Below are 26,279 nucleotides of genomic sequence, written 5' to 3'. Positions count from 1 at the left end.
TTGTTCGCTCGTCGGCAGCGTCAGAGGTGTATAAGAGACGGGTCGCGGGCGACGTCGGCGGCGCTCACACATTGAGCAGCGCCAGCAGTCCGTCGATACGCTCCGAAAGTCCGTCGGCCGCGGGAACTCCCCCTTCGTGGCGGAGATCCACCACCCTGTAGCCGTAGCGCTCAAGCGACCGGGCTGCGGCGGTGGCGTCGGCCAGGTCGATATGCAGATCTACGTGCAGAGTGCCGTCGTCGCAATCACCTCCGCGCCGGCCGACCGAAAGGGCGAGCAGCTGCGCGTCGACGTCCTCGCAGGCCCGTGCTATGCGCGAGGCGCTGTAGTCGTCGCGCCGGCACACCACCGACAGGTCACTGCCGGCCGACGTCGATGGATCATCGGGCTGCAACAGGCTGAAAAACGGATCTTTGCAAAGTATCGTATTATCTTTTGAGGCCAAACTTTTTATATTATGATTATTTCTGACTATTTTTGCGTTCGCATTTCGAAGTGCAAATTTACAGAAATTTCCCGACATTGCTCTGTAAATCCAACGCTTATGATGCGCAATATGTTTTTCTCAACGGAACAACGCCCATGGCAATGACTAACTTAAGTGTGAATATCAACAAAGTAGCGACGCTGCGCAACTCGCGCGGAGAGAACATGCCCGACGTGGTGCGCTTCGCCATCGAATGCGAGAAACTCGGCGTCAACGGCATCACCGTGCACCCGCGGCCCGACGAGCGCCACATACGCCGCAGCGACGTCATACAGCTTCGTCCGGCGGTGAAGACCGAATTCAATATCGAGGGATACCCTTCGGCCGAGTTCATCAAGCTCGTGCTGACAGTGAAGCCCGAGCAGGTGACGCTCGTGCCCGATGCTCCCGACGCCCTGACCTCGTCGGCCGGATGGGACGTAGGCGCCAATATGGAGATGCTCACCGAGACCGTCGAGAAATTCCGCGACGCAGGCATACGCACATCCATCTTCGTGGATCCCGATCCCGAGGCCATAAAACTCGCCGCCAAGACCGGAGCCGACCGCGTGGAGCTATACACCAAGCCCTATGCCGACGCCTACGCCTCCGACCGTGAAGCCGCCGTGGCTCCGTTTGTCGAAGCGAGCCGCGCCGCCCACGGATGCGGCCTGGGCGTCAACGCCGGCCATGACCTGAGTCTCGCCAACCTGGCGTTTTTCCACGAGAGAGTGCCCTATCTCAACGAAGTGTCGATAGGACACGCGCTGATATCCGACGCTCTCTATCTCGGACTTCCGGCCACGATAGCCGCCTATCGCGAATGCCTGCGTCCTGCAGCTCCGGCCGAATGACAACAGACTTCAAAGCAACCCACATCCCGACTGACCAATGAGCATACTTACATCCATTCAGGCCACCGCAGCGGCAATAGCCGACACCACTGCCACCACAGCCATAGCAATGACCGACACCACAGCCCTGCCACAGGGCGCCGAAGCCGCCGCACCCGCCGCCGACCTCTCGGTGTGGCAGCTCTGCATCGAGGGCGGACTGGTGATGATACCTCTCGCGCTTCTGGCGCTGGTGGCCATCTACGTGTTCTTCGAGCGCGCCATAGCCATACGCCGCGCCGCACATGAGGACAAATCGTTCATGCAACGCATCAAGGACTATATAATCGACGGCGAGCTTGAGTCGGCACGACGTCTGTGCGCTCAGACCGACACTCCCTACGCCCGCCTAATCGACAAAGGCATCAGCCGCATCGGACGCCCGATGAACGACGTGCTCGTGGCGATCGAAAACACCGGCAACATCGAAGTGGCCCGCCTCGGCAAGGGACTCCCCTGGCTCGCCACCACCGCGGCCGGCGCGCCGATGATAGGCTTTCTTGGCACGGTAATGGGCATGGTCGAAGCGTTCTACAACCTCGCCAGCGCAGGATCGTCGGCCAACATCGACGTGCTCGCCGGAGGCATCTACGAGGCTCTCGTCACCACCGTGGCCGGTCTGGTGGTGGGTATCATAGCCCTCTTTGCCTACAACTATCTCGTGGCACGCATCAATGGCATCATGAACGTCCTGGAAGCGAAGACCATGGAGTTCATGGACCTTCTCAACGAACCCTCCTGACCACAATCCGACCATGGCACTAAAGCGTCAATACGACATGACGTCGCTATTCTCGATGGCCTCGATGACCGACGTCATATTTCTGCTGCTTATCTTCTTCATGGTGACGTCGACATTCGTGTTTCCCACCGCCCTTGAGATAACTCTGCCGCAAAGTTCGGAGCAGACGCCGCTCAAACCCTCGACAAGGGTGTATATCGACGCCGATCAGGTGATCTACGCATCGTTTGACGGCAGCGAACCGCAGGCTGTGGCCGAGGATCAGCTTCTGGCTTTCCTGCAGCTCGTGATGAAAGAGCAGCCCGACCTGCAGTATATCGCCGTCTACGCCGATGCGGCCGTGCCCTACGGCCGTGTTATCGACGTGCTGACACTCGGCGCGCAAAACAACCTGAAGATGGTGCTCGCCACCAAGCCCGCGCCCTCCTCAGCCAAGCCCTCACGCCCATGAACCGCGATGACCGCCGGCGACGCATCGAAGCGCTGACAGCCACCCTGATCACAGTGGGGCTGATACTTCTCGCCCTGCTCACGGCACGCCTGCGCTACAACGGCGACGAGCCTCGGGTGTGGCCTCCGGTCGACTCCGCCGAGTTGCTGCTTGCCGGTGAATATGTGATGGCCGGCGACATACCGCAGCCAGAGCTCAACGATCCCCGACCCGCGCCGGAGGCCGCCGAACAGCCAGCTCCCGAAGCCGACGATCTGACCGACACCGGCACTCCCGCGCCTGAAACGGCACCGGTGGTGAGCAGCGAGCAGGAGTCGCCGATGAAGACCAAAAGAAAACCGAAGCCTGAGAAGACCGGACCGACACAGGCCGAGCTTGAGGAGCAGGAGAGAGAGCGCAAGCAGAAAGAAGCCGCCGACCGCATCAATTCGCGGGTGAGCTTCGGAGGCACAAAGCCGGGATCGACGCAGGCCAAAGGGAGCACCGGCTCGCCCGACGGCAACGCATCGTCAGGAGCATTGAGCGGCACTCCTGGGACAAACCTCAAGGGACGCACGCTCTCTTCATGGGAAAAACCGGCCGGCACACAGACCGGCACCATCACCATCACCGTGCGCGTCAACCGCCAGGGCCATGTCATTGCGGCATCGTATGCCACCGGCACCGGTCCCGTCGCATCCCAGCCCGCAGCCCGGCGAAGCTGTGAACAAGCGGCCATGCGCTCGCGTTTTTCAGTTGATCTTGATGCCGCCGTCGAACAGACCGGCACCATCACCTACAGATTTGAATAAATTTAATACGAACATACACAAAATCAAACATTATGGCACTCGAAATCAAAGGACAAGCCATCCCCAATATTCCATGGCAGGACCGCCCGCAGGGATGCGACCACGTCATGTGGCGCTACTCGGCCAACCCCGTGATACCCCGCGACCTTCTGCCGACATCCAACAGCATCTTCAACTCGGCCGTGGTGCCCTATGGACGCGACGGATGGGAATTTGCCGGAGTGTTCAGAGTCGACGACACCAACCGTCGTATGCGCATTCATCCGGGATTCTCCCACGACGGCATCAACTGGCATATCGACGAATCCGACGTGGTGCTGACCGGCGCCGATCCCGAAATAGCCGCCTGGGAATATGGCTACGATCCGCGCGTGGCGCATATCGACGACCGCTACTGGGTGACCTGGTGCAACGGTTATCACGGCCCTACTATCGGAGTGGCCTGGACCGAAGATTTCCGCACCTTCCACCAGCTTGAAAACGCATTTCTGCCCTACAACCGCAACGGTGTGCTGTTCCCCCGCAAGATAAATGGCCGTTATGCCATGCTCTCGCGTCCGAGCGATACCGGCCACACCGCCTTCGGCGACATTTTCTACTCCGAATCGCCCGACATGGAATTCTGGGGACACCACCGCCACGTGATGGCTCCCGCGCGCTTCGAAGAGAGCGCATGGCAGTGCATGAAGATCGGCGCCGGCCCCGTGCCCATCGAGACATCCGAAGGCTGGCTGCTGCTCTATCACGGCGTGCTCCGCTCGTGCAACGGCTATGTCTACGCCTTCGGATCGGCTCTGCTCGACCTCGACCGTCCGTGGGAGGTGATAGCCCGCAGCGCCCCCTATCTGATCTCTCCGCGCGAGATCTATGAGCTGACAGGCGATGTGCCCAACGTGACATTCCCCTGCGCCGCCCTCGTCGACGCTCCCACCGGCCGCATGGCCGTGTACTATGGCTGCGCCGACACAGTGACCGGCATGGCATTCGCCAAAGTCGACGAACTCGTCGACTGGATCCGCCGCAACTCCATCGTCTGAACAGTTCTCTCCGCTAAACCCTCACCGATGGACAATCTCAAGACTGACGACAGCAAGTGCTGGAAGACCCTCTCGTCGGAATATCTGTTCCGGCGTCCGTGGCTCACAGCCCGGCGCGACACCGTGGAACTTCCCGACGGCCGTGTCAACGACGAATTCTACGTGCTCGAATACCCTTCGTGGATCAACGTCATCGCTGTTACGGCCGACGGCCGATACGTGATGGTAGAGCAATATCGCCACGGTCTGGGACAGGTGGGGATAGAACTGTGTGCCGGTGTGGTAGAGGAGGGAGAGGCCCCGCTCGACGCGGCGCGGCGCGAGCTTGAGGAGGAAACCGGATACACCGGCGGAGAGTGGGAACTCGGATGCATAATCTCCGGCAACCCGAGCGTCACGAATAATCTGACCTACTGCTATATAGCCCGCGGAGTAGAGCACACATCACAGCAACATCTCGATGCCAACGAGGATATCGACGTGCGCCTGCTGACACGCGACGAACTGCTGACCCTGCTCTCAACCGACAGGATGAAACAGGCTCTCATGGCGGCTCCGCTCTGGCGCTATTTCGCTCTCGGACTCGACCGCCGATGACCTACGCACAAGTCATACTGCCGCTCCCGCTACAGGGTGGATTCACTTACGAGGTGCCCCCCGAAGCGGAGCGGCAGCTGCGTATCGGGGCGAGGGTCATCGTGCCTTTCGGCCGACGCAAGTTCTACACCGGCATAGTCGATTCCGTCAGCGACCGCAAGCCTGAAGGATATGAACTGAAAGCCATCGCGGCGGTGCTCGATTCGGGCTCCCCGATCATAAAGCGACCGCAGATCCAGCTGTGGAACTGGATTGCCGACTACTACCTGGCAACAGTAGGCGAAGTGATGAAGGCCGCTCTGCCGGCCGGTCTCAAAGTGGAGAGCGAAACATACGTAGAGCCGGTGCCTGACTTCGAAGAAGATCCTAAGGCCAGGCTGTCGGAACGTGAAGTGATAGTGCTTCAGACGCTCGACCATGCGGCCAAACGGCTGACCGTAGCCGATATCGAGAAGCTGACCGGATTCACCGGCGTGAATGCCCTGATAGGCCGCATGATCGACAAGAAGGCTGTAGCCGTCAGCGAGAAACTGGTAGAACGCTACGCGCCACGGCGCGAAACATACGTGCGTATGGCATTTGGCCACGGCGATACCGAAGCGCTCCACCGCGCCTTCGATGCCGTAGCGTCGGCACGCCGACAGGAAGCCGCACTTCTCGCACTGACCGACATGTCGGGAATCATGCGCGGCGAACCCAGCGAAGTAGCGGTAAAGGCTCTATGCGAACGAGCCGACATCAATCTGCCGATCCTTAAGGCCCTACAGCAGAAAGGCATTGTGGAGATATACCGGAAGGAGATCGGACGATTCAGATACAACGGACTCGTGACCGCATCGCTACCGACTCTCAGCGATCCCCAGCGGGAAGCCCTGAACGCTATTCATGCCTCATGGCGCGACAAAAACGTCACTCTGCTGCGCGGCGTCACGTCGAGCGGCAAGACGGAGCTTTACATCCATCTGATCGACTTCGTGCTCCGACAGCGCCGTCAGGTGTTGTACCTCGTTCCGGAGATAGCGCTGACCACACAGCTCACCGAGCGGCTGCAACGCGTCTTCGGCGACAAGGTGGTGATATATCACTCGAAATTCACCGACAACGAGCGCGTAGACATCTGGAAACGCCTGCTCTGTTCCGACGAACCGTGCGTGGTGATCGGCGCCCGCTCTTCGGTGCTGCTGCCTTTCGGTCCGCTCGGTCTTGTGATCGTCGACGAAGAACACGAAACAAGCTATAAACAGCAGGATCCGGCACCGCGCTACAACGCCCGCGACACTGCGATGGTACTTGCCAGAATGCACGGCGCCAAGACTCTTCTGGGAAGCGCCACCCCGTCGGTCGAAACATATTACAAGGCCACAACCGGACGCTTCGGGCTTGTTGAACTTACAGAACGCTACGGCGCGGCGGTTCTCCCGGAAGTGAACGTCGTCGACATGAAACGCGCCCGGCTTCGCGGCGAGGTCAAAGGGCCGTTGTCGGCCGACGCCTCGCGTACAGTGGCCGATGCCACAGCCAACGGCGGACAGGCCATAGTGTTTATAAACCGCCGCGGCTTCGCGCCCGTGGCCGAATGCAGCAGCTGCGGCTACTCGCCGAAATGCGAGCACTGCGATGTCACCCTCACCTATCACAAGCGTATCGACCGGCTTGTGTGTCATTACTGCGGATCGCAATATCCCCTGCCGACAGTGTGTCCGGCCTGCAAGGAACCGGCCATCGAAGTGCTCGGATTCGGCACCGAACGTGTGGAGGACGAAGTCGGAGCAGCCTTCGGAGGAGCCACGACCCTGCGTATGGATCTCGACACCACTCGCAGCAAGGACAGCTACCAGCAGATCATCAACGATTTCTCGGGGAGGAAAGCTGACATACTGATCGGCACGCAGATGGTCACAAAGGGACTCGATTTCGCAGGCGTATCTGCAGTAGTGATACTCAGCGCCGACGCCCTGCTCAACGTCCCCGACTTCCGCGCCTCCGAGAGAGCCTTCAACATGATGGAACAGGTGGCCGGACGAGCCGGACGCCGCGGCACCCCGGGCCATGTCATCATACAGTCGTATCAGCCGGCTCACCCGGTATTGCCCTACGTGGCTTCCCATGACTATCTCGGATTCTACAGCTACGAGATCGAGGAGCGCCGCAAATTTCTGTATCCTCCATTCACCCGCATCATCTACATCTACATCAAGCACCGCGACCCACGTGAAGTCGACTCCATAGCGGTGGCATATACCCACGCCCTTCGGCAGCTGTTCGGCAACCGTGTGTACGGTCCCGAAGAGCCACACGTCGGACGCATCCAGCAGCTCTATATCCGCAAGATAATGCTCAAGATCGAGACAGAGGCATCCATGACCAAAGTGCGCACAATACTGCGCGATCTCTACGAACGGATGCACAGCGTGCCGGGCAGTCCGATCCGTTCGGCTCAGATCTACTACGATGTCGATCCGATGTGATCAGATCATATCCCGGCGGTTTTATGCTTTTTTGGCCAAAACAGAGGCTCAAAACGACAAATCTCCATTCGGCAAGAAGCTTAATTTTTGTAACTTTGCAGCCGCTCCCGAGATGCACTTCCCGACGAGAGCAGCACTTCGTTCCGACAGGCATTGAAATGGATCTATAAAATACTGAGAGCCATCGTGATGGTGGCTATTATACTGGCTGTGACCGTGCCGGTAGGACTTTTCATCGCACTTTCGATCCCACGGGTGCAGAACACAATCCGCACCACTGCCGAACATGAGCTCACATCTCTGCTCGGCATGAACGTTGGCATAGGCAACGTCAACATAGCTCCATTCAGCCGCATAACACTGAAACGCGTATCAATTACCGACGCCGAAGGCGACACAGCCATCTGTGCCGATCATATCGGCGCCGGACTCAATCTTACGAGCTTGATTTTCAAGCGCCGCATGGAGGTGAACTATGCCGAAATCATCGGACTTGAGGCAAGACTTCAGCGCGACTCTGCCGGAGCGCCGCTCAACATACAGCCCATGATCGACGCACTTTCGCCACGCGACACCACCCACAAGCCTCGACCTTACGATCTGCGCATCAATACGGTAGTAATCAGAAGGACAGCCTTACGCTATGACGTGAGCACCGCCGCACCCGCGGATTCGGGACGCTTTGATCCCAACCATATCGCCTTGTCGGACATCAGGGCCGACCTGCGGCTGCCACGCATATCGAACGACAAATATCAGGCCGTGATAAGGCGCATGGCATTCAGCGAACGTTCGGGATTCGCACTCGAAAGCCTTGACGCGGAGGTCTGCGCCGACACCTCATCATTGTCAGTCGCCGGACTGAGCATAGCCACTCCCCTGTCGATGCTGTCTATTGCCGACTTCACATTCGACTATACCGGTCTGAAGACACATCCTGCCTCCGTTCCCATAGACCTGAAAATACTTCCCGAGAGCCACCTGTCGCTGCCTACACTCAACCCGTTTGTTCCCTCGCTTGCCGACAGAGATGTCACATTCAACATATCCGGACGCATACACGGCACTATGTCGCATGTCGACGTGAGTGATCTTGATTTCACATCGGACGACGGACACCTGTGGCTACGGACTGACGCATCAATCGCCATGCATCCTGACCTCAGATTGAAATCAGCAGATCTAAAGCGCCTCAGCATCGGCCTTGACGGCTCTGACGCCACTGATGTTATCGAGCGGCTGACCGGACGTCAGCTCAGCCATGATGCAGACACTCTGCTTCACAACGCCGGCAATGTAAACATTCTCGGAGAGGCAGTCCTGACCCCCGACAACGGCCGGCTGACCGCCTCCGTGACCCTCGCCCCGGGAGCACTGGAACTTGGAGCGGACTATCGGCGCGTGAAAGAGGGGTATCTTCTCAACGCATCCATCGAAAGCGCAGACTTCGATGGAGCCATGCTGACCAAAGGAGCATCTCCGCGGATCGCGGCCATCGGCAACGCCGGCTTTTCCGTCACCTCCGAGGCACTGATAGGCGGCAAAAGGATGACCGGCCGCACAAAGGCCAGCATCAGCGAACTGGTCTACAACGGGCAGACGATAACCGATGTGACAGCTGAGGCCGCCTTTGACGGCACCGACCTCGAAATCACCGCATCATCGGACAATCCCGCGCTCGACTTCGAGATAGAAGCACTCACCACATTCCCCTTCTCACGGCTCACCGCACAAGCCGATCTGCGCCGTGTCGATCTATCGACAATCCCGAATCTGAAACTGCCCGTAAGCCATATAGCATCGCTTACCGCCGACGTGGATCTCGAAGGAACCGGGATCGACGACATCACCGGTCATATCGACATAAGCCGTCTGTCGTTCGGCGGATCCACCGCGCGCGACATAGACATAGCCAACATACGCCTTGAAGCCGAACGAGATTCGACCGAACGCACCATACGCCTTGTCTCTGACATGGCCGACGCGACACTCCACGGACATTTCACTGTAGGATCGGCCACCCACATACTTCGCGAAAGCGCCGCCGCGCTGCTGCCGGCACTGTTTCAGAGCCCGACACCCATGGCCGACACCATGTATGCGGCCAACGACTCTCTGACTCTGGACATAAAACTGAAGACCACCGACCCCATCGGTCAGCCGGCTTCCCTGCCGATAGCCGTAATCTATCCGGTGGAGATCCACGGCACTCTCAACCGTCACGACATGGCGCTTGACGTAAACGCACCGTATCTGCAACAGAAAAACCGATTGCTCGAAAACACTTCGCTCCACATCGACATCAGCGCCGACAGCTGCTCGTCGCCGCGCGGCACACTCGCCATCGCCACCGCCTTTCCGACAAAGAAAGGCACAGCCACGATCAGCCTCGACGCCCATGCAATTACCAACTCTATCGACTCGCGCATAGGATGGCGCATAGACCGCGAAGCCGATTTCAGCGGCGAAGTAAGTTTCAACACTCTACTGGGGCATCCTGACGACGAGCATACATCATCGGCCAAAGTGTCGCGGCAGCCGCTTACAGCCGATATAAACATCAACCCCGGCCACATCACCATCAACGACACCATATGGAATATCGGCATAGCTAAAATCGGTATCGCCCCCCGCAGCTACACCGTCGAAGGCATAAGCCTTTCGCGCCCCGGACAAAGCCTGCGCATCGACGGCAAAGTCAGCGACGACCCCGCCGACAGCCTTACGATAGATCTGCGCAACGCCAATCTTGACTACGTATTTGAAACGCTCGACATACCCACCGCCATGTTCGGAGGCATAGCCACCGGTACATTCCACGCATCGTCGCTGCTCTCGGCCGAGCCGAGACTCTATACCGACGGCCTCTACGTGGATCGTCTGAGCTACAACCATTCGCTAATGGGCAACACCACCATACGGTCGCACTGGCTTGCCGACGCACGCGCCGTGGCAATCAACGCCGTAGTCGATCAGCCCAACGGCCGGCACTCCACCATCGACGGGCGAATAATGCCGCTTGCTGACTCCCTCGACTTCCATTTCGACGCCGACCGCATAGAGGTAGGCTTCATGCTCCCCTTCATGGAAGCCTTCACATCGTCGGTGAGCGGCTATGCATCGGGCAAGGCGCGTCTGTGGGGAAGCTTCAAGTATATCGATATGGTCGGCGACATACTGGCGGAAGATTTCAGAATGAAGGTTGACTTCACCAACACATTCTACAATGTAAAATCCGACACGGTCCGACTCACTCCCGGCCACATCGATCTGCATGACATAACCCTGCACGACGACCGCGGACACACCGCCCTGCTCAACGGCTACCTCGACCACGAATTCTTCAAACGGCCAAAATTCCAGTTCCGCATCACACAGGCCCGCGACATGCTCGTCTATGATGTACACGAAACACAGGAACAACGATGGTTCGGGCGCATATTCGGCAACGGCTCTGCCACCGTCAGCGGACAACCGGGAGTGGTGGATATCGGCGTAAACATGTCGACGGCTCCGGGATCGAGTTTCACTTTCGTACTCTCCGACGCAGAGCAGGCCTACGACTACCGGTTTATCACCTTCCGCGACCGCGACCGGCATCGCAAGGACTCAATCGAACGCCTGACAAGTCCGCCACAGATTGTCAAAGAGCTTAAAGAGCGGATAGCACGCTCCAACGACGACGGCCCGGGCAGCATCTACAAAATGAACATAGCCGTGGATGTCAATCCGTCGGCACAGGTCACACTGGTTATGGATCCGGTCGGCGGCGACCGCATACGTGCTTTTGGCAACGGCAACCTGCGCATGACCTACGACTCGGCCAACGAAGACCTGCGGATGTTCGGCACATACACCCTGACACGCGGCAACTACAACTTCACCCTTCAGGATATCATAATCAAGGACTTCACCATCCGCGACGGATCTTCGATAACATTCCACGGCGATCCTTATGCCGCACAGCTCGACATACAGGCCATCTACTCGCTCAACGCCAACCTGTCGGATCTCGACGAATCGTTTCTTCAGGACAAGGAGCTCAACCGCACCAACGTGCCCGTACACGCGCTTCTCAACGTGGCGGGAGATATGCGCAGCCCCGACATATCATTTGATCTTGAATTCCCGACACTGACCTCCGACACCTACCGCAAGGTCCGATCTATTGTCAGCACCGAAGACATGATGAACCGTCAGATAATCTATCTGCTGGCTCTCAACCGCTTCTATACGCCCGACTACATGAACGCCACCAAGGGCAATGAGTTTGTCTCGGTAGCTTCGTCGACCATATCGTCGCAGCTCAGTTCGATACTCGGACAGCTCAGCGACAACTGGAGCATAGCTCCCAACATACGCTCCGACCGTGGCGACTTCTCCGACGTGGAGGTGGATCTCGCGCTGTCGAGCAATCTGCTCAACAACCGCCTGCTTCTCAACGGCAATTTCGGCTACCGCGACAAAGCCATGAATTCCAATACATTCATAGGCGACTTCGACATAGAGTATCTGCTCAACCGCACCGGCACTCTCCGCCTCAGAGCCTATAACCGCTACAACGACCGGAACTACTATCTGCGGTCGGCGCTGACCACCCAGGGCGTAGGCGTGGTGTTCAAGCGCGACTTCGACAACATGTTTAATTTCCTGCGTCCCAAACGCCACAAACAGACACCGGATCACGCTGGAAAGCACTTATCTGATTCCATCAAAAGTATTTCAGCCGACTCCGTCCCTGTCGACACCCTCACCTCTCACCCCTCAATCACCATCGATCTTCCGGGCGATACCATCACCTTCAGCCCCCGCTGAATCACAATCATCCCTCGGCATGTACGTACCTTATGGCCTTGGAGAAGACAATATGTCATAAGTAACTCGCAAAAATCAACTGTGGCAGCTATGTCAGTGCAAAGACAGTAATTCTCATCAAACAGATCCGGATAAAAATCAAGCGGTGCTTCAACGCTTTACGCAGCATTGAAGCACCGCTTCTTTAAGAGCCACATCAAAGGATGCGATGAAACTCCGGATGACAGGATTTGAGAGCTCGCCGGCCTTTGTAATCCGCCTGGGCATAAAAGCCTCCCCCGGAGGGGATGGGGCCCGCCATCGGACGGCTAAGCTTGTCTCGGCATTTCATTTGTAATTGATGAGTTTCCCAATCTACTTTGATGTGGTATGCCATTAAATGTAATAGTCCGTTGCAGGAACTGTGAAACTCTCTCGCTTCATCTTTATAACGCAAAGTTATATCATCCTGTTCGCATTTCCAAATATTCCATCATGTTTTTTTTCTGATGTTTTTTTGATTGCTCTTGACATTGCCTCACCATGACTTTTGGAGTGCGTTCCTACGAACTTTTGTGCAACCCTGTCCGTTATACTACCCCGAACAATTACATATCAAAACTATACTGTGACTATATGGACAAGAAAAGACTGACCTCTGAAAACGGACGCCCGATAGCCGACAACCAGAATGTAAACACCGCCGGACAGCGCGGCCCGATGACTGCCCACAATCCATGGTATCTTGAAAAGATAGCCCATTTCGACCGGGAAGTGATACCCGAACGTCGTATGCACGCCAAGGGCTCGGGCGCATTCGGCACATTTACAGTGACCGATGACATCACCGCCTATACACGCGCCTCGATATTCTCAGAAGTCGGCAAACAGACGCCCTGCCTGGTGAGATTTTCCACAGTGGCCGGAGAGCGCGGTGCCGCCGACGCCGAACGCGACATACGCGGATTTGCCATGAAATTCTATACCGACGAGGGCAACTGGGACCTCGTGGGCAACAACACCCCGGTGTTTTTCCTGCGCGATCCGCTGAAATTTCCCGATCTGAACCATGCGATAAAACGCGATCCGCGCACAGGGATGCGCAATCCGACAAGCAATTGGGACTTCTGGACACTCCTGCCGGAAGCTCTCCATCAGATCACCATCACGATGTCGCCACGCGGCATACCGGCTTCATTCCGCCACATGCACGGTTTCGGAAGCCACACTTACAGCTTCATCAACAAGGAGGGGAAACGCACGTGGGTAAAATTTCACTTCCGCACACTCCAAGGCATAAAGAATCTGACCGATGAGGAAGCCGAGGCCATCATAGCCAAGGATCGCGAATCACACCAGCGTGATCTTTTCGACGCCATAGAACGCGGAGAATTCCCCCGATGGAAACTGCAGGTGCAGCTGATGACCGAGGATGAGGCCGAACGCTACCACATCAATCCGTTTGATCTCACAAAAGTGTGGTATCACGGAGATTTTCCCCTGAGAGATGTAGGCATACTCGAACTGAACCGCAATCCTGAAAACTTCTTTGCCGAGATCGAGCAGGCCGCCTTCAATCCGGCCAATATAGTCGACGGCATTGGATTCTCCCCCGACAAAATGCTGCAGGGACGACTGTTTTCATACGGCGACGCACAGCGATACCGACTCGGAGTGAACAACAATCTGATACCGGTCAACCGTCCGAAATGCCCCGTTCATTCCTACCATCGCGACGGACAGATGCGCACCGACGGCAACTACGGCGACACTGCAGTCTACGAGCCCAACAGCTTCGGCGAATGGCACGACACACCTTCGCGCAAGGAACCGCCCCTGACGCTGCATGGCGATGCCTACGACTACGACGAGCGTGAACTTGACGACGATTACTACACCCAGCCCGGCAAACTGTGGCGCCTGATGAACGAGGCCGACAAGCAAGCCACCTGCCGGAATACCGCGGCACAGATGAAGGAGGTGCCGCTCTTCATCCGCCAGAGGCACGTGCGCGCCTGCCACAATGCCGATCCGGAATACGGCGCCATGCTCGCGCAGGCGTTAGGCATCAACCTTGATGAAGCGCTTGTGGCCGAGGATCCCGCCAAACCGTCGTGGGACAAACGCAGTGCATGCCACCGGCAGAAACCTGAAGGGTAATAGCGACTGAATGCACGCTCCATAGCTATTCCAATTCAACGTCATATATATACCATCCCGCATCAGCCGGAGGCTTCAAGCCCGGCGATGCGGGATAACTGCTTATTCACCCGGCGGTCGGTTTTGCTTCCATGAAAAAAAAATGAATAGTGTGTAACTTTTACTGCATGCATTGCGTCTAATAGGCGTAATCATTAAAAAAGACAAAACACAAGGCAACACCATCGCAATGATAATCGGACTAAAAGACATCAACAAGACCTATCCCGGCGCAGTGCCTCTGCACGTGCTGAAAGGCATCAATCTCGAAATAGACAAAGGTGAGCTGGTGTCGATCATGGGAGCGTCAGGCTCTGGCAAATCGACACTGCTCAACATACTCGGCATACTCGATACATACGACACCGGCGAATATCATCTCGACGGAGTTTTAATAAAAAACCTGAGCGAGAACCGAGCCGCCGAACTGCGCAACCGCATGATAGGCTTCGTGTTCCAGTCGTTCAACCTCATCGGCTATAAAAACGCTCTTGAAAACGTGGCTCTTCCGCTTTTCTATCAGGGAGTGAGCCGCAAAAAACGCAATGCCATGGCGATGGAACAGCTCGAACGCATGGGGCTTGCCGACCGGGCACATCATCTTCCGGGCGAACTGTCGGGCGGACAGAAACAGCGCGTGGCCATAGCCCGGTCGCTCATCACGAATCCGTCGATAATACTTGCCGACGAGCCTACGGGCGCCCTCGACTCAAAGACGTCGAAAGACGTGATGCAGGTGTTCCGCGACCTCAACTCCGAAGGGATGACCATCGTGATCGTAACCCACGACCCCGGTGTCGGTCAGGCAACCGGCCGCGTCATACGCATAGCCGACGGCATAATCCAACCTTCATAAACACGCTTCCGAGATGTTGGATCTTATCAGAGAAATAGGCCAGGCCATGCGCAACAACAAACTGCGCACATTCCTGACCGGATTTGCAGTGACATGGGGCATATTCATGCTCATCATACTGCTCGGTATGGCAAGAGGCGTGACCAACTCCTTTGCCGAACGTACTTCGGGCGACCGTTCGAAACGCCTAAACGTTTACTCGGGCGTCACATCCAAGCCCTACAAAGGTTTCAAAGAGGGCAGATGGATCACCCCTGATGTCGACGACATAGAGCGTCTTAAAGCCGACAATCCCGACCTGGTTGAAAGTGTCGCCTCATATAAATATCTTGGCTCCACGGATATAGCCTCGGTCACCGACCACATATCGAAATCGCCCGAAGGGGTGTATCCGGCCGAGCAGGAGATGTATCGGATACCGATGCTCTACGGACGCTTTATAAACGACGCCGACCTGCGCTCGCTGCGCAAAGTGATGGTGATAGGCACCGATGACGCCAAGACACTTTTCGGCGATGCTGAAAAAGCTGTCGGACAGCGGGTCAACGCATTCGGCCTGTCATGGCTTGTGACCGGCGTCTACGACCATGAATGGCTCAGCGACGTGTACATCCCGTTCACTACAGCCATGGCCATCGGAGGCACCGACGGCAAGGTAAGCAACCTTCAGGTGAAACTCAAGGGCATGAAGACAATGGAGGATGCCGACCGTGCCACGTCAGAGGTGCGCCGCAGTCTGGCGCGCGCCCACGACTACGACGAGAGCGACGAATCAGCACTATACATGCACAACCGCTTCAGCTCCTATCTACGCGAAAGCCAGAGCTTCTCGATCCTCAACATGTCGATATGGATCATAGGCATCTTCACCCTTCTGAGCGGCATCGTGGGTGTGAGCAACATAATGTTTGTCAGCGTGCGTGAGCGCACCCATGAGATAGGCATACGCCGCGCCATCGGCGCCAAACCCCGCTCGGTGCTGCTGCAGGTGGTGCTCGAGAGCGTCGCCATCACCGCCTTGTTCGGCTACATAGGTGTGTTTTTGGGGATGACAGTGATGCAGCTTGTAGACATGGCTTTCGGTTCGAGCGACTTCATGCGCAACCCCACTATCGACATCAGCATAGCTATTGAAGTGACTATAGTGCTTGTGATGGCCGGCGCGCTTGCCGGACTGTTTCCGGCGCTGAAAGCGACCAAAGTCAAACCGGTGGAAGCCTTAAGAGATGAATGACACATTATGAAAAATCCGATATTCGACATAGAGAACTGGCGCGAGATAGGCGCCACGCTCGCCCGCAACAAGACACGCACATTCCTGACCGCATTCGGCATTTTCTGGGGCACTGCCATGCTTGCCATGCTCTGGGGCGGCGCCGGTGGCCTGAAAGGCCTGCTGATGCGCAACCTCAACGGTTTCGACACCAATATGGGCGTGATATTCCCCGGCCGCACCACCATCAGCTACAAAGGATTCAACAAGGGCATGAGATGGGACATGACCGAGAGCGACCTGGCCAACATACGCCGGCTCGCCAAAGGGATCAAAGCATCGTCGGGTGTGCTCAACAACGGCGGCACCGTGGCCTACGGAACCAAGCAGAAGTCGTCGAACGTCACCGGTGTGGAATCTGACTATTTCAAGATCATGACCCCGGTGATATACAGCGGCCGGCTGCTCAACGAAAGCGACACCTACGGACTGCGTAAAGTGGCTCTGATCGGACGCAATCTCGCCAACGAACTGTTCGGCACCTCGGATCCTCTCGGACGGTATATCAACGTCAAAGGGGTCTACTTTCAGGTTGTGGGAGTGATCGGACAGATGTCGGAAGCCTCCATAGGCACACGTCTTGACGATTCGGTGATACTCCCCAACACCACAATGATACGCGCGTTCAATCTCGGCAATTCAGTCGGATTCTTCGCGTTCACCGTCAACGACGGCATGGATCCGGCCGACGTGCTCCCCGCCATAAAACGCGCCATACGCATCAGTCATCCCATCCACCCCGACGACACTCCCGCTCTGGGCATGATGAATCTGGCCGAGCAGTTCAGGATGGTCAACAATCTGTTTCTCGGCGTGAGCATTCTCTCCCTGTTTGTGGGTGCCGGCACTCTCATAGCCGGAATAATCGGCGTGGGCAACATCATGTGGATCATTGTCAAGGAGCGCACGCAGGAGATAGGCATACGCCGCGCCATCGGCGCCAAACCCCGCGACATAATCATACAGGTGCTTTCCGAAGGCCTCGTGCTCACGGCCATATCAGGCATTGCCGGAATATGCTTCGCCACGATGGTGCTGTTCGGCGTCGACTACGCCACCTACGACCCGACGCTCGGAAGCGCCAACTTCCAGCTCCACTTCTCACATGCGATGACCATAATGACGGTGTTCCTGATCCTGGGCACGTGCGCCGGACTCATCCCGTCGATAAAGGCCATGCGTATAAAACCGATCGAAGCCATGCGCGACAGATAGTCAATGCCTGACTTATCAGCAACATAAAATGATAATAAAACTATAAACGACAAGATATGAAAAAGTTTTTCAAGATTGTGCTATGGGTAGTGATAGCCATTGTTTTCATAGGCACATTTGTATTTCTCTTCCTCAACTCCAAGCCTAAGGTGACCACTTACGCGCTCGTAAGTCCGACCGACACGAGTATCGAACGCACAACGGTGCTTACCGGAAAGATCGAGCCTCGCGACGAGATCGACATAAAACCGCAGATATCGGGCATTATAAGCGAAATCAACGTGGAACCGGGCGACATGGTGCATGCCGGCGACGTGATAGCCCGCATCAAGGTGATACCCGAAGCATCATCGCTCAGCTCCGCCCAGTCGAGAGTGGAGAACGCCAAGATAGCTCTCGAAGACGCCACCGCCAAATATGAGCGCAACAAGACTCTTTTTGACAAGAAAATAATATCGCGCGAGGAGTTCGAAACCTCTGAAACCAGCTGGAAACAGGCCGCACGCGAAGTGGATGCCGCCAACGACGCCTACATGATCGTGCGCGACGGTGTGTCTAAATACAACGCATCGGAGAGCAACACTATGGTCAGAGCCACCATAGACGGACTGATACTTGACGTGCCGGTCAAGGTGGGATCATCCGTGATCCAGGCCAACACATTCAACGACGGAACCACCGTAGCCACCATTGCCGACATGAACAATCTGATATTCAAAGGCAAGGTCGACGAAACCGAAGTAGGGCTTCTCGCAGTGGGAATGCCTATGACCATCGCCGTTGGCGCCCTTCCCGAACTGTCGCCCAAAGCTGTAATCGAATACATCGCCCCGAAAGGAGTGGAGGAGAACGGAGCCAACACCTTTGAGATCAAAGCCGCGCTCGACATTGACAGCGTCAGCGGTCTGCGCGCCGGCTACAGCGCCAACGCCACCGTCATCCTGAGCCGACTCGACAAAGTGCTGACCGTGCCTGAAGGCGTAGTGGAGTTTGCCGGTGACAGCACATTTGTCTACGTGCTTACCGACAGCACTTCGGGTCAGCAGTTCGAACGCCGCCCGATAATGACCGGATCGTCCGACGGCATCAACATAGAGGTGAAAGAGGGCATAGACAGTCTTGTGAAAGTGCGCGGCGACGCCATAAAAGACTGACCAGTAGGCTGAATTATTATGTGTGTATGATCCCGACAATGACATCAGCATTATGAAACTTTCGAAATCAATACTGACCGCAATAACACTGGCGACCGCGCTGACAGCCGGTGCCGAAACATGGAGTCTCGACAGCTGCATCAGCTACGCCATAGCCCACAACCTCACGGTGAAAAGCCGGCAGATAAGCGCCGAGCAGGGTGAACTGGGTGTGACCGAAGCCAAGGACCGCTTCCTGCCGCAGGTGCAGGCAGGAGCCAACCAATCGTGGGGATTCGGACGCTCGCTCACAGCAGAGAACACCTACGCGAGCCGTAACACGTCCAATTTCGGCTGGAACGTGGGGCTGAGTCTGCCCCTCTTCCAAGGACTGCGCAATGTAAGAAATCTCGACTATGCACGCTCGTCGATGGTGCAGACTCTCGAACAGCTCGAAGAGACCAAGGACGACATCACGCTCAATGTCATAGCCCAGTATCTTCAGGCGCTCTACTGCCGTGAGCTCCACGGTGTGGCTCTCGAACAGGTACGTCTGTCGAAAGTGGAGCTTGAGCGGCGCAAGGAGCTGCTTGCAGCCGGCAAGATACCCGAAGTGGATCTTCTGCAGGCCGAGTCGCAGCTCGCTCAGGACGAAGTGTCGGCCGTGACTGCGCTCAACAATCTTGACATAGCCATGCTCGACCTCGCGCAGCTGCTTGAACTTCCCTCGACCGACGGATTCGACATTGCCCCGCTCACCACGGATCCGGTCGATGACCGGCTCCCCTCGCCCACCGAAGTGTATGAATCGGCGCTGCGCATCAACCATTCCATAGCAGCCGCACGCGCAGGAGTGGAAGCCTCAGGCAAGTATGTGAAGGTGGCGCAGAGCGGGTGGCTTCCGTCGCTGTCGTTCAGCGCCGGCATAGGCAGCAGCTACTACAAGACATCAGGTTACGTCAACGAAAATTTCGGAGCACAGATGCGCCACAACCTGAGCAAATCGCTCGGATTCTCACTGAGCATCCCTATCTTCGACGGCTTCTCGACCCGCAATTCGGTGCGCCGCGCACGCCTGCAGGAGATCTCCGCACGCCTGCAGCTCAGCGACAGCCGCAACCGCCTGCTTAAGAACATCACCCAGGCCCATACCCAGGCCATAGCAGCCGACAAACGCCGCGAAGCAAGCCGCACGGCCGAAACATCGACACACGCCGCTCTGGAGGCCATTCGCGAAAAATACAATTACGGCAAGGCCAACGCCACCGAATTCGAACAGGCCAAGACCGCCTATATACGCGCCGTAAGCGACGCCGTGCAGGCCAAATACGAATCGGTATTGCGCCGACGCATACTACGCTTCTACTCAACGGGTCAACGCTACTGATCCACCGCGCTAACAAACGTTAACGAGGCCGCGGATCGCCATATCGGCGCCGCGGCCTCAATTTATTGCATATTGCTACCAAACAGTAGTTTTTTAACGTAATTTGCTTTGTTTTCGCAAGCAAAATCGGCGATTTACTTAAAATAAAGTTAAAAGAGGCGATATTTCTTGCAGTTTTTCTTGGACAAACAGCGAAAACCCATTAAATTTGCAACGTGTTTTTCATGGTATTAGATTTAAGGTTAACAAAGATTGATTGTCGCGATGACAATCAATTTTTTTTATGGCCGTCCAATCGGATTCCTGCACAAATGCATGGCCGCATCATGTAGACCATCATGCCGACTATCATGCAGCCCGAAACATTACATGATCTATCGGCAAACATTTGACCGCCGAGCGATGTTAATAGGTCATAATACAAACACACTCCATAAACAACAGATATGAAACGCCGTCTATCGCCAAGGAGAATATTATGCATGATCATCGTAGCACTCGTGGCAGTGAGCGCAGGAGGATGCGGCACCATACGCACACACTGGGGTATGGAACATGACTACCGCTATGACTTCGATGATGACGGACATCATCACAAAAAACACAAGAAACACCACAAGAAGTATAAGAAATACTATAAACGCCACCACCATCACGACGACGATGATGACTGAAGAGGCGGCTGATGAACCCAATGCGGCAGAGATGATTCTGCCAGCCATGCCGCCGGCACCATACATTTCATCCGGGAGACCGTTTCAGCTATAAAAATCATCCACAATCCACCATAAACATGAACACATCACGCCCGTTCACATTCGACCGTGTGGTCAGAATACTGGCCGGTCTGGCAATGCTTGCCGGCGCGGTGTGGATGATCAACAAGCTGCGCAACGTGCTGCTGCCATTCTGCCTGGCCTGCCTGATAGCCTATCTGCTCGAACCGCTTGTGGAACTTCACCGGCGTCGGCTTCGGCTCAAGGGACGTGTCATTGCCGTAGCGCTGACGCTTCTTGAGGTGACGGTCGTGATAGGCCTTCTGTGGTATTTTATCATGCCGTCGGTGTTAAGTGAGATAGACCAGATCGGCGAACTGATCAAAAACAGTCAGACGAGCAACGTGGCCGTACCGTTTGTTCCCGAGAATATCGCCGGTCCGCTGCGGAGATGGATCAGTTCGATCGACATGACCGACATACTCAAAAGCATCCAGATGGAGTCGTTGCTGAGTTCGGGGACAACATTCATAGCGTCGACAATCGACTTTCTGCTCCACACTCTCGAATGGCTTCTGACATTCATCTATGTGATCTTCATAATGATCGATTACAACTCACTCATGTCGGGTTTCAGGATGCTCGTGCCGAAACGCTACCGCAGCGTGGCCTATAAAGTGTGCGACGACATAAAGGACAGCATGAACCGCTACTTCCGCAGTCAGGCGCTGATAGCTCTGTGTGCGGCTGTGTTCTATTGCATAGGCTTCTCCATAGTAGGCATACCGCTTGCGATAGTCCTCGGGATTCTGGTCGGAGTTCTTTACCTGATACCCTATTTCCAGTATATCACTCTGATTCCGGTGGCACTTGTATGTCTGATCGATTCCATGACCGGCACAGCCCAGTTCTGGCCCGAATTAGGCCAGTGCATACTGGTGTATGTGGTCAGCCAATGCATCTGCGACTACGTGCTGACGCCCAAAATCATGGGTCATGCCATGGGGCTGAATCCGGCCATCATACTGCTGTCGCTGTCGGTGTGGGGATCGCTGATGGGGATCATCGGCATGATAATAGCCTTGCCGATGACCACCCTGCTGCTGGCCTACTATCACGAATATGTGGTTGGCGACCGGCCGGCAAAAACCGACGCCTCCCGCACCATCCATGACCACGGCACACAGGCCGGCTCATGAACCAGATGCAGGAGGCGCAGACGGACATTGACGCCCGCAGACGTATCTTACCGTATGCCCAGACGCTTACGCAATGCCACAGGAAGAGCGTCCTTATGAAGCATCACGTATATAGTCTTGGCACGTACAAACGACTCCGACATGTTGAGATATCCTCCGAATCCGTTGCGGTCGGTACCCCAGGAGTTTTTGGTGACATAGTATTTCGTGCCGTTCTGATCCTTGGCCAGACCGGTCAGATGCATCAGATGGTCATCGGTAGTGACAAATGACTCGAAACCCTCCTGACGCACTTCGGGGGTGACAACAATCTCGAGATAGGGACGGCTGAAAGTCATCACCGAGTCAAGACGCTGAGCCTCCGTCAGCGGCGCGAACACAGCCGAATCGGCGGCGGAATAACGCGACAGATCCCTGACATCAGGGTTTATGGCGACTCCATTGGCAAACCGGAATCCGCGTTCGCTCACATCGCCGTCCCAGCACACCGAGTAACCGCTGCGCAGAGCACCGTCGATGACATCCATCAGTTCGTCGAGAGGCAGATTGTACTGCCGGGCGTGCTCCCAGTTGTCGGGCACCTCCAGCTCGAAGGCCTCATAGTAGGGATGATGCGTGAACGATGTAAGCTCGACATAATCGGAGGTGTTAATGCCCAGCGACTCGGCGAACGACTTTGGCGTATATGTCTTGCCACGGTAGGTGAATGTTTCGGGCAACGGTCCGAGATATGTATCGAGCACGCTCTTGACCATCGCATCGTATTGCGGCGAACGCTTTTTGGCCTTAAGCGCCACTCCGGCCACAGCCTCAAGCATGGCCATCATCTCGCCGTGGTTGTGGCGCGGCGAATCATAGTTGATACCTGAATACACCTCTTCGGGCACTATGCCTACCTGATTGTAGGCATTGAGGAATGTGTGGCTGAGCGATCCCTGTCCGATATTGCCGCGTCCACGACGCAGATAATTATCGTTCAGCTGATTGATGAGTTTCTGACGGACGATGAACATTTCCGACAGATCATGCTCGCCCTTACCCTTGCGCAGAAGCTCCGATTCGAGGAAAGAAGCAGTGGCGAAGCACCAGCATGTGCCGCTCGAAGCCTGATTTTTCACGGGAGTGACAGCCACCGAATCGGTGACAGTGAAGTCGTAGGTCTGCGCCGACACCGACATGGCCAGCAGCAGCGAAATGAAAGAAACGGCGTGTTTCATTATCTTCAACGTTTTGTGTTATTTCCAAATCAGAATCCACGGGCGAAACGGCTCCAGAAGCGTAGTCCAAGTTCGGTCCACCGCTGCATTGCAGCCCCGGCGAAGTCGGCCGTATAGCCGGTGAGGAACCGCGATGCGGCGTCAGCTCCCTCCGCCTCAAGAATCTGAGCGTAGCGGCTTTCGACGTAAGGCATTTCGGCAAGGCCTTTGTCGGTGAAGTGACGGCGTGCATCGTTCATCTCGCCGCGAGTGTCGCCCCACCTCACAGTAGCGAGCTTATTGGCGCGGCGGAACGGCCATACGGCAGCGTTCTCGTCGTAGCGTAGCTGTCCGTCGACCTTGAACGCATCAGGAAGGTCGGATGTTCCGGCAAACACCGGTATGCGCGGACTCTGCCCCGGATTGTCGAATGCCACCCAGGCCACGCCGCCAACTGCATCGGGAAGCCATCCGCGGCACTGTATGACGGTGGAATACGCACACTGCGGCACCGACACATTGCGCACGTTGACCACCGTCGAATCCTTCACGGCATTGAACAGCTGCATCATGTCGCGTCCCATCCACGGGTTGGCCACAGGGCTTACGACGGTATCAGTTTCTCCGGTCGCACGATTCTTGCGTGCGACCTTGAGATTGCGTGTCATATCAAACGGAGTCCCCTCGTAGGTTGAAGCCAGCAGTTCCATGACAAGCTGCGGCGACACAAGGCTGTCGGGCTTTACGCTTATCGGGAGTTCCTCGGCATCGTAGTCGAGGCGGAGTGAAGGTGCCAGACGGTCGAGAATAAAATATTCGCGCACGCTGAACGATTTAGGCTCTCCGAAATAGTTGCCTCCGGCATAGGCTTTCCAGAAACGGAACGGCTCTTTGCCGTCCCAGAATCCCATACGCCGGGCCACATCGTAGACATTGTCCGAGGCCATGCAGTTGGCCGTATCGGCAGGATTGATGGCGGAGATACGGGGAATGTTGGCCGACACTCCGACATGATCGTCGGGGATGCGCACGGCCGCCCATACGCCTCCGATAGAATCGGGTCCCTCGCCGAAGATCTCGAACTGCCACACCTCGCGCGGATCGGCTATGGTCAGACATTCGCCCGAATCACCATAGCCATAACGCTTGACGAGCTGTCCCATCAGACTGATGGCCTCGCGCGCGGTGACACAGCGCTGCAATGCCAGTCTCTGCAGCTCCTCTATGCGGAAGAGTCCCCGCGGGTTTTCAAGCTCGCGGCGTCCGGAAATGGTGGTTTCGCCCATAGCGAGCTGACGCTCATTAAGGCACGGATATGCAGTGTTGAGGAAAGCATAGGTGTGGGCCGGCTGCGGTATGGTGTCGAGCACGCGTATTCCGCGCGCTCCTGTCGAATGATCGGTGTGCATCCGTCCGCTGACCACCGTCACCGTCGTATCGCGCTCATAACGGGCAGCAGGCACTATATCCATCCATGTGCGGTAGTTGCCGTCGCAAGTGTGGGATGTTATTACCGATCCGTCGGCAGAGGCCTTGCGGCCTACCATTATGCTGGTGCAGCTCACACGGTCGGGCAACGGTTCTTCAGCGGCAGCCGTGGCCGCGGTATATGCAAGCAGAAGCGATAATGATAATGAGATAAGGTGATAATGTTTCATTGGCTTGTGTATTTTGCTGTGTATGCGTCGAAATAAGGATAGGTCACGTCCCATAGATAGAGCGCTTGCGGAGGCATGGAGGTGCCGGCGGCACATCGGTCGCGGGCCTCGACCACGCGGGCAAATCCGTCGAGCGATAGTTTGCCGCGCCCCACTTCCACAAGCGTTCCGACCACAGCGCGCACCATATTGCGCAGAAACCGGTCGGCCGTGATCTCGAAAGCCCATCCGCCGGGGATGCCTTCGACCGGTGTCCAGCGGGCGTGACTCACACGGCATATCGTAGTGCGGGCATCAGAATGAAGTTTGGCGAACGAAGCGAAATCGCTGACCTCGGTCAGCATGGCGGCCGCCGCGTTCATGGCCTCGAAGTCAAGACGCGGCCCGCACTGCCATGCGAGCCAGTGGAAAAATGGATTCTTGCGTTCGAGGGCATAATAACGATATGTGCGCGACGTGGCGTCGAAGCGGGCATGGGCGTCGGGATGCACAGGCGTCAGCGAATGTATCGCGATATCGGGACCGCACAGAGCGTTGAGCCCACGCAACAAAGCGTCGGCGGCAGGAGCGCTTTCGGGCAGATCGGCGTGCGCCACCATCATGCGGGCATTGACTCCGGCATCGGTGCGTCCGGCTCCGACAACAGCCACCCTGTGTCCGGTCAGCTTCGACAGAGACTCCTCTATGACCTGCTGCACACTGACCGCTCCCGGCTGCACCTGCCATCCATGGAATGGCGCGCCGCGATAGGAGAGCGTCAGGAAACAGCGCGCTGACGCCGGATCATTCCTTGTCGAGATAGGTGTATCCATAAAGGCCCGAACGGTAATTGCTTAGGAATTCGCGACCCTCCTCGGGCGTGATCTTGCCGGCCCGCATCGACATAGACACCCACGTTTCGACATTGCGCACCAGTTTTTTGGGATTGTAGGCCACATAGTCGAGCACATCGGCCACGGTTTCACCGTCGATCACACGGTCGATCTCATAACGGTCGCGGTGAACGCTTATGTGCACCGCGTTGGTGTCGCCGAAGAGATTGTGGAGGTCGCCAAGTATCTCCTGATATGCTCCCGCCAGGAACACTCCTATATAATAGTGCTCGCCATCCTTCACGGGATGCACGGGGAGCGAGCTTACGGTGCCGTGGGGACTGATGAAGTTGGCTATCTTGCCGTCGGAATCGCAGGTGATATCCTGTATGGTGC

The 26,279-nt window shown here is 56.4% G+C and carries 20 protein-coding genes and 1 pseudogene; 16 read left to right on the top strand and 5 right to left on the bottom strand.

Annotated elements, in window-relative coordinates; genetic code table 11:
- Nucleotides 1–64: 64 nt before the first annotated feature.
- On the bottom strand, nucleotides 65–445 hold the full coding sequence (locus C5O24_RS02725) for a hypothetical protein (protein WP_133165441.1): 381 nt from the start codon (nucleotides 443–445) through the stop codon (nucleotides 65–67).
- A gap of 143 nt (nucleotides 446–588) precedes the next feature.
- On the opposite strand from C5O24_RS02725, the gene C5O24_RS02720 reads away from it, so the two are divergent.
- The 16 genes from C5O24_RS02720 (at nucleotide 589) to C5O24_RS02645 (ending at nucleotide 22,217) form a co-directional block, all read left to right on the top strand.
- Nucleotides 589–1,320 carry a pyridoxine 5'-phosphate synthase gene (locus C5O24_RS02720; RefSeq protein WP_107036084.1) on the top strand — a complete coding sequence of 244 codons (732 nt, stop codon included), beginning with the start codon at nucleotides 589–591 and terminating at the stop codon, nucleotides 1,318–1,320.
- Between the two features lie 37 nt (nucleotides 1,321–1,357).
- Nucleotides 1,358–2,101 carry a MotA/TolQ/ExbB proton channel family protein gene (locus C5O24_RS02715; RefSeq protein WP_107036049.1) on the top strand — a complete coding sequence of 248 codons (744 nt, stop codon included), beginning with the start codon at nucleotides 1,358–1,360 and terminating at the stop codon, nucleotides 2,099–2,101.
- A 13-nt stretch (nucleotides 2,102–2,114) separates the two neighbouring features.
- Nucleotides 2,115–2,552 (top strand): ExbD/TolR family protein, encoded by a 438-nt coding sequence (locus C5O24_RS02710; protein ID WP_107036050.1) that lies wholly within the window; start codon nucleotides 2,115–2,117, stop codon nucleotides 2,550–2,552.
- A complete protein-coding gene (locus C5O24_RS02705; protein ID WP_107036051.1) occupies nucleotides 2,549–3,343 on the top strand; it encodes a hypothetical protein in 795 nt (264 codons plus the stop codon). Before C5O24_RS02710 ends, C5O24_RS02705 begins: the two co-directional genes overlap by 4 nt.
- Nucleotides 3,344–3,375: 32 nt before the next feature.
- Nucleotides 3,376–4,380 carry a glycoside hydrolase family 130 protein gene (locus tag C5O24_RS02700; RefSeq protein WP_202613080.1) on the top strand — a complete coding sequence of 335 codons (1,005 nt, stop codon included), beginning with the start codon at nucleotides 3,376–3,378 and terminating at the stop codon, nucleotides 4,378–4,380.
- 27 nt (nucleotides 4,381–4,407) lie between these two features.
- On the top strand, nucleotides 4,408–4,977 hold the full coding sequence (locus C5O24_RS02695) for an NUDIX hydrolase (RefSeq protein WP_107036053.1): 570 nt from the start codon (nucleotides 4,408–4,410) through the stop codon (nucleotides 4,975–4,977).
- Nucleotides 4,974–7,445 (top strand): replication restart helicase PriA, encoded by a 2,472-nt coding sequence (gene priA / locus C5O24_RS02690; protein ID WP_107036054.1) that lies wholly within the window; start codon nucleotides 4,974–4,976, stop codon nucleotides 7,443–7,445. The genes C5O24_RS02695 and priA overlap by 4 nt, the downstream gene beginning before the upstream one ends.
- Before the next feature lie 153 nt (nucleotides 7,446–7,598).
- Nucleotides 7,599–12,260, top strand: a complete 4,662-nt coding sequence (locus C5O24_RS02685) for a translocation/assembly module TamB domain-containing protein (protein ID WP_107036055.1) — start codon at nucleotides 7,599–7,601, stop codon at nucleotides 12,258–12,260.
- Between the two features lie 615 nt (nucleotides 12,261–12,875).
- A complete protein-coding gene (locus C5O24_RS02680) occupies nucleotides 12,876–14,399 on the top strand; it encodes a catalase (protein WP_107036056.1) in 1,524 nt (507 codons plus the stop codon).
- 232 nt (nucleotides 14,400–14,631) lie between these two features.
- Nucleotides 14,632–15,294, top strand: a complete 663-nt coding sequence (locus C5O24_RS02675) for an ABC transporter ATP-binding protein (protein WP_107036085.1) — start codon at nucleotides 14,632–14,634, stop codon at nucleotides 15,292–15,294.
- A gap of 13 nt (nucleotides 15,295–15,307) precedes the next feature.
- The gene (locus tag C5O24_RS02670; RefSeq protein ID WP_107036057.1) at nucleotides 15,308–16,528 is read left to right on the top strand and encodes an ABC transporter permease; all 1,221 of its coding nucleotides are present in this window, start codon (nucleotides 15,308–15,310) and stop codon (nucleotides 16,526–16,528) included.
- 6 nt (nucleotides 16,529–16,534) lie between these two features.
- A complete protein-coding gene (locus C5O24_RS02665; RefSeq protein ID WP_107036058.1) occupies nucleotides 16,535–17,782 on the top strand; it encodes an ABC transporter permease in 1,248 nt (415 codons plus the stop codon).
- A gap of 56 nt (nucleotides 17,783–17,838) precedes the next feature.
- Nucleotides 17,839–18,936: an efflux RND transporter periplasmic adaptor subunit gene (locus C5O24_RS02660; protein WP_107681412.1), complete on the top strand. Its 1,098-nt coding sequence runs from the start codon at nucleotides 17,839–17,841 to the stop codon at nucleotides 18,934–18,936.
- Between the two features lie 52 nt (nucleotides 18,937–18,988).
- Nucleotides 18,989–20,302, top strand: coding sequence for a TolC family protein (locus C5O24_RS02655; protein WP_133165440.1), 1,314 nt, complete (start codon nucleotides 18,989–18,991; stop codon nucleotides 20,300–20,302).
- A 446-nt stretch (nucleotides 20,303–20,748) separates the two neighbouring features.
- On the top strand, nucleotides 20,749–20,976 hold the full coding sequence (locus C5O24_RS02650; RefSeq protein ID WP_133165439.1) for a hypothetical protein: 228 nt from the start codon (nucleotides 20,749–20,751) through the stop codon (nucleotides 20,974–20,976).
- 119 nt (nucleotides 20,977–21,095) lie between these two features.
- Nucleotides 21,096–22,217, top strand: a complete 1,122-nt coding sequence (locus C5O24_RS02645; RefSeq protein WP_107036062.1) for an AI-2E family transporter — start codon at nucleotides 21,096–21,098, stop codon at nucleotides 22,215–22,217.
- A gap of 47 nt (nucleotides 22,218–22,264) precedes the next feature.
- Here the strand turns inward: C5O24_RS02645 and C5O24_RS02640 are convergent, their stop codons facing one another.
- The 4 genes and pseudogenes from C5O24_RS02640 to C5O24_RS02625 all read right to left on the bottom strand — a co-directional run.
- Entirely contained in the window at nucleotides 22,265–23,434 is a 1,170-nt protein-coding gene (locus tag C5O24_RS02640; protein WP_107036063.1) for a C1 family peptidase, read from the bottom strand.
- 29 nt (nucleotides 23,435–23,463) lie between these two features.
- Nucleotides 23,464–25,071, bottom strand: coding sequence for a dipeptidase (locus C5O24_RS02635; RefSeq protein ID WP_237613017.1), 1,608 nt, complete (start codon nucleotides 25,069–25,071; stop codon nucleotides 23,464–23,466).
- Complete coding sequence (gene truA, locus C5O24_RS02630; protein WP_107036064.1) at nucleotides 25,068–25,883, bottom strand: tRNA pseudouridine(38-40) synthase TruA; 816 nt, start codon at nucleotides 25,881–25,883, stop codon at nucleotides 25,068–25,070. The genes C5O24_RS02635 and truA overlap by 4 nt, the downstream gene beginning before the upstream one ends.
- Nucleotides 25,855–26,279 (bottom strand): annotated as a pseudogene (locus C5O24_RS02625) (biosynthetic arginine decarboxylase); the annotation flags it as partial. The gene truA and the pseudogene C5O24_RS02625, both read right to left, overlap by 29 nt.

The sequence above is a fragment of the Paramuribaculum intestinale genome, from assembly GCF_003024925.1.
GTDB classification, from domain to species: Bacteria; Bacteroidota; Bacteroidia; order Bacteroidales; family Muribaculaceae; genus Paramuribaculum; species Paramuribaculum intestinale.
Note: the sequence above shows the minus strand (reverse complement) of the source record. Positions and strands in the feature narration are given on the sequence as shown.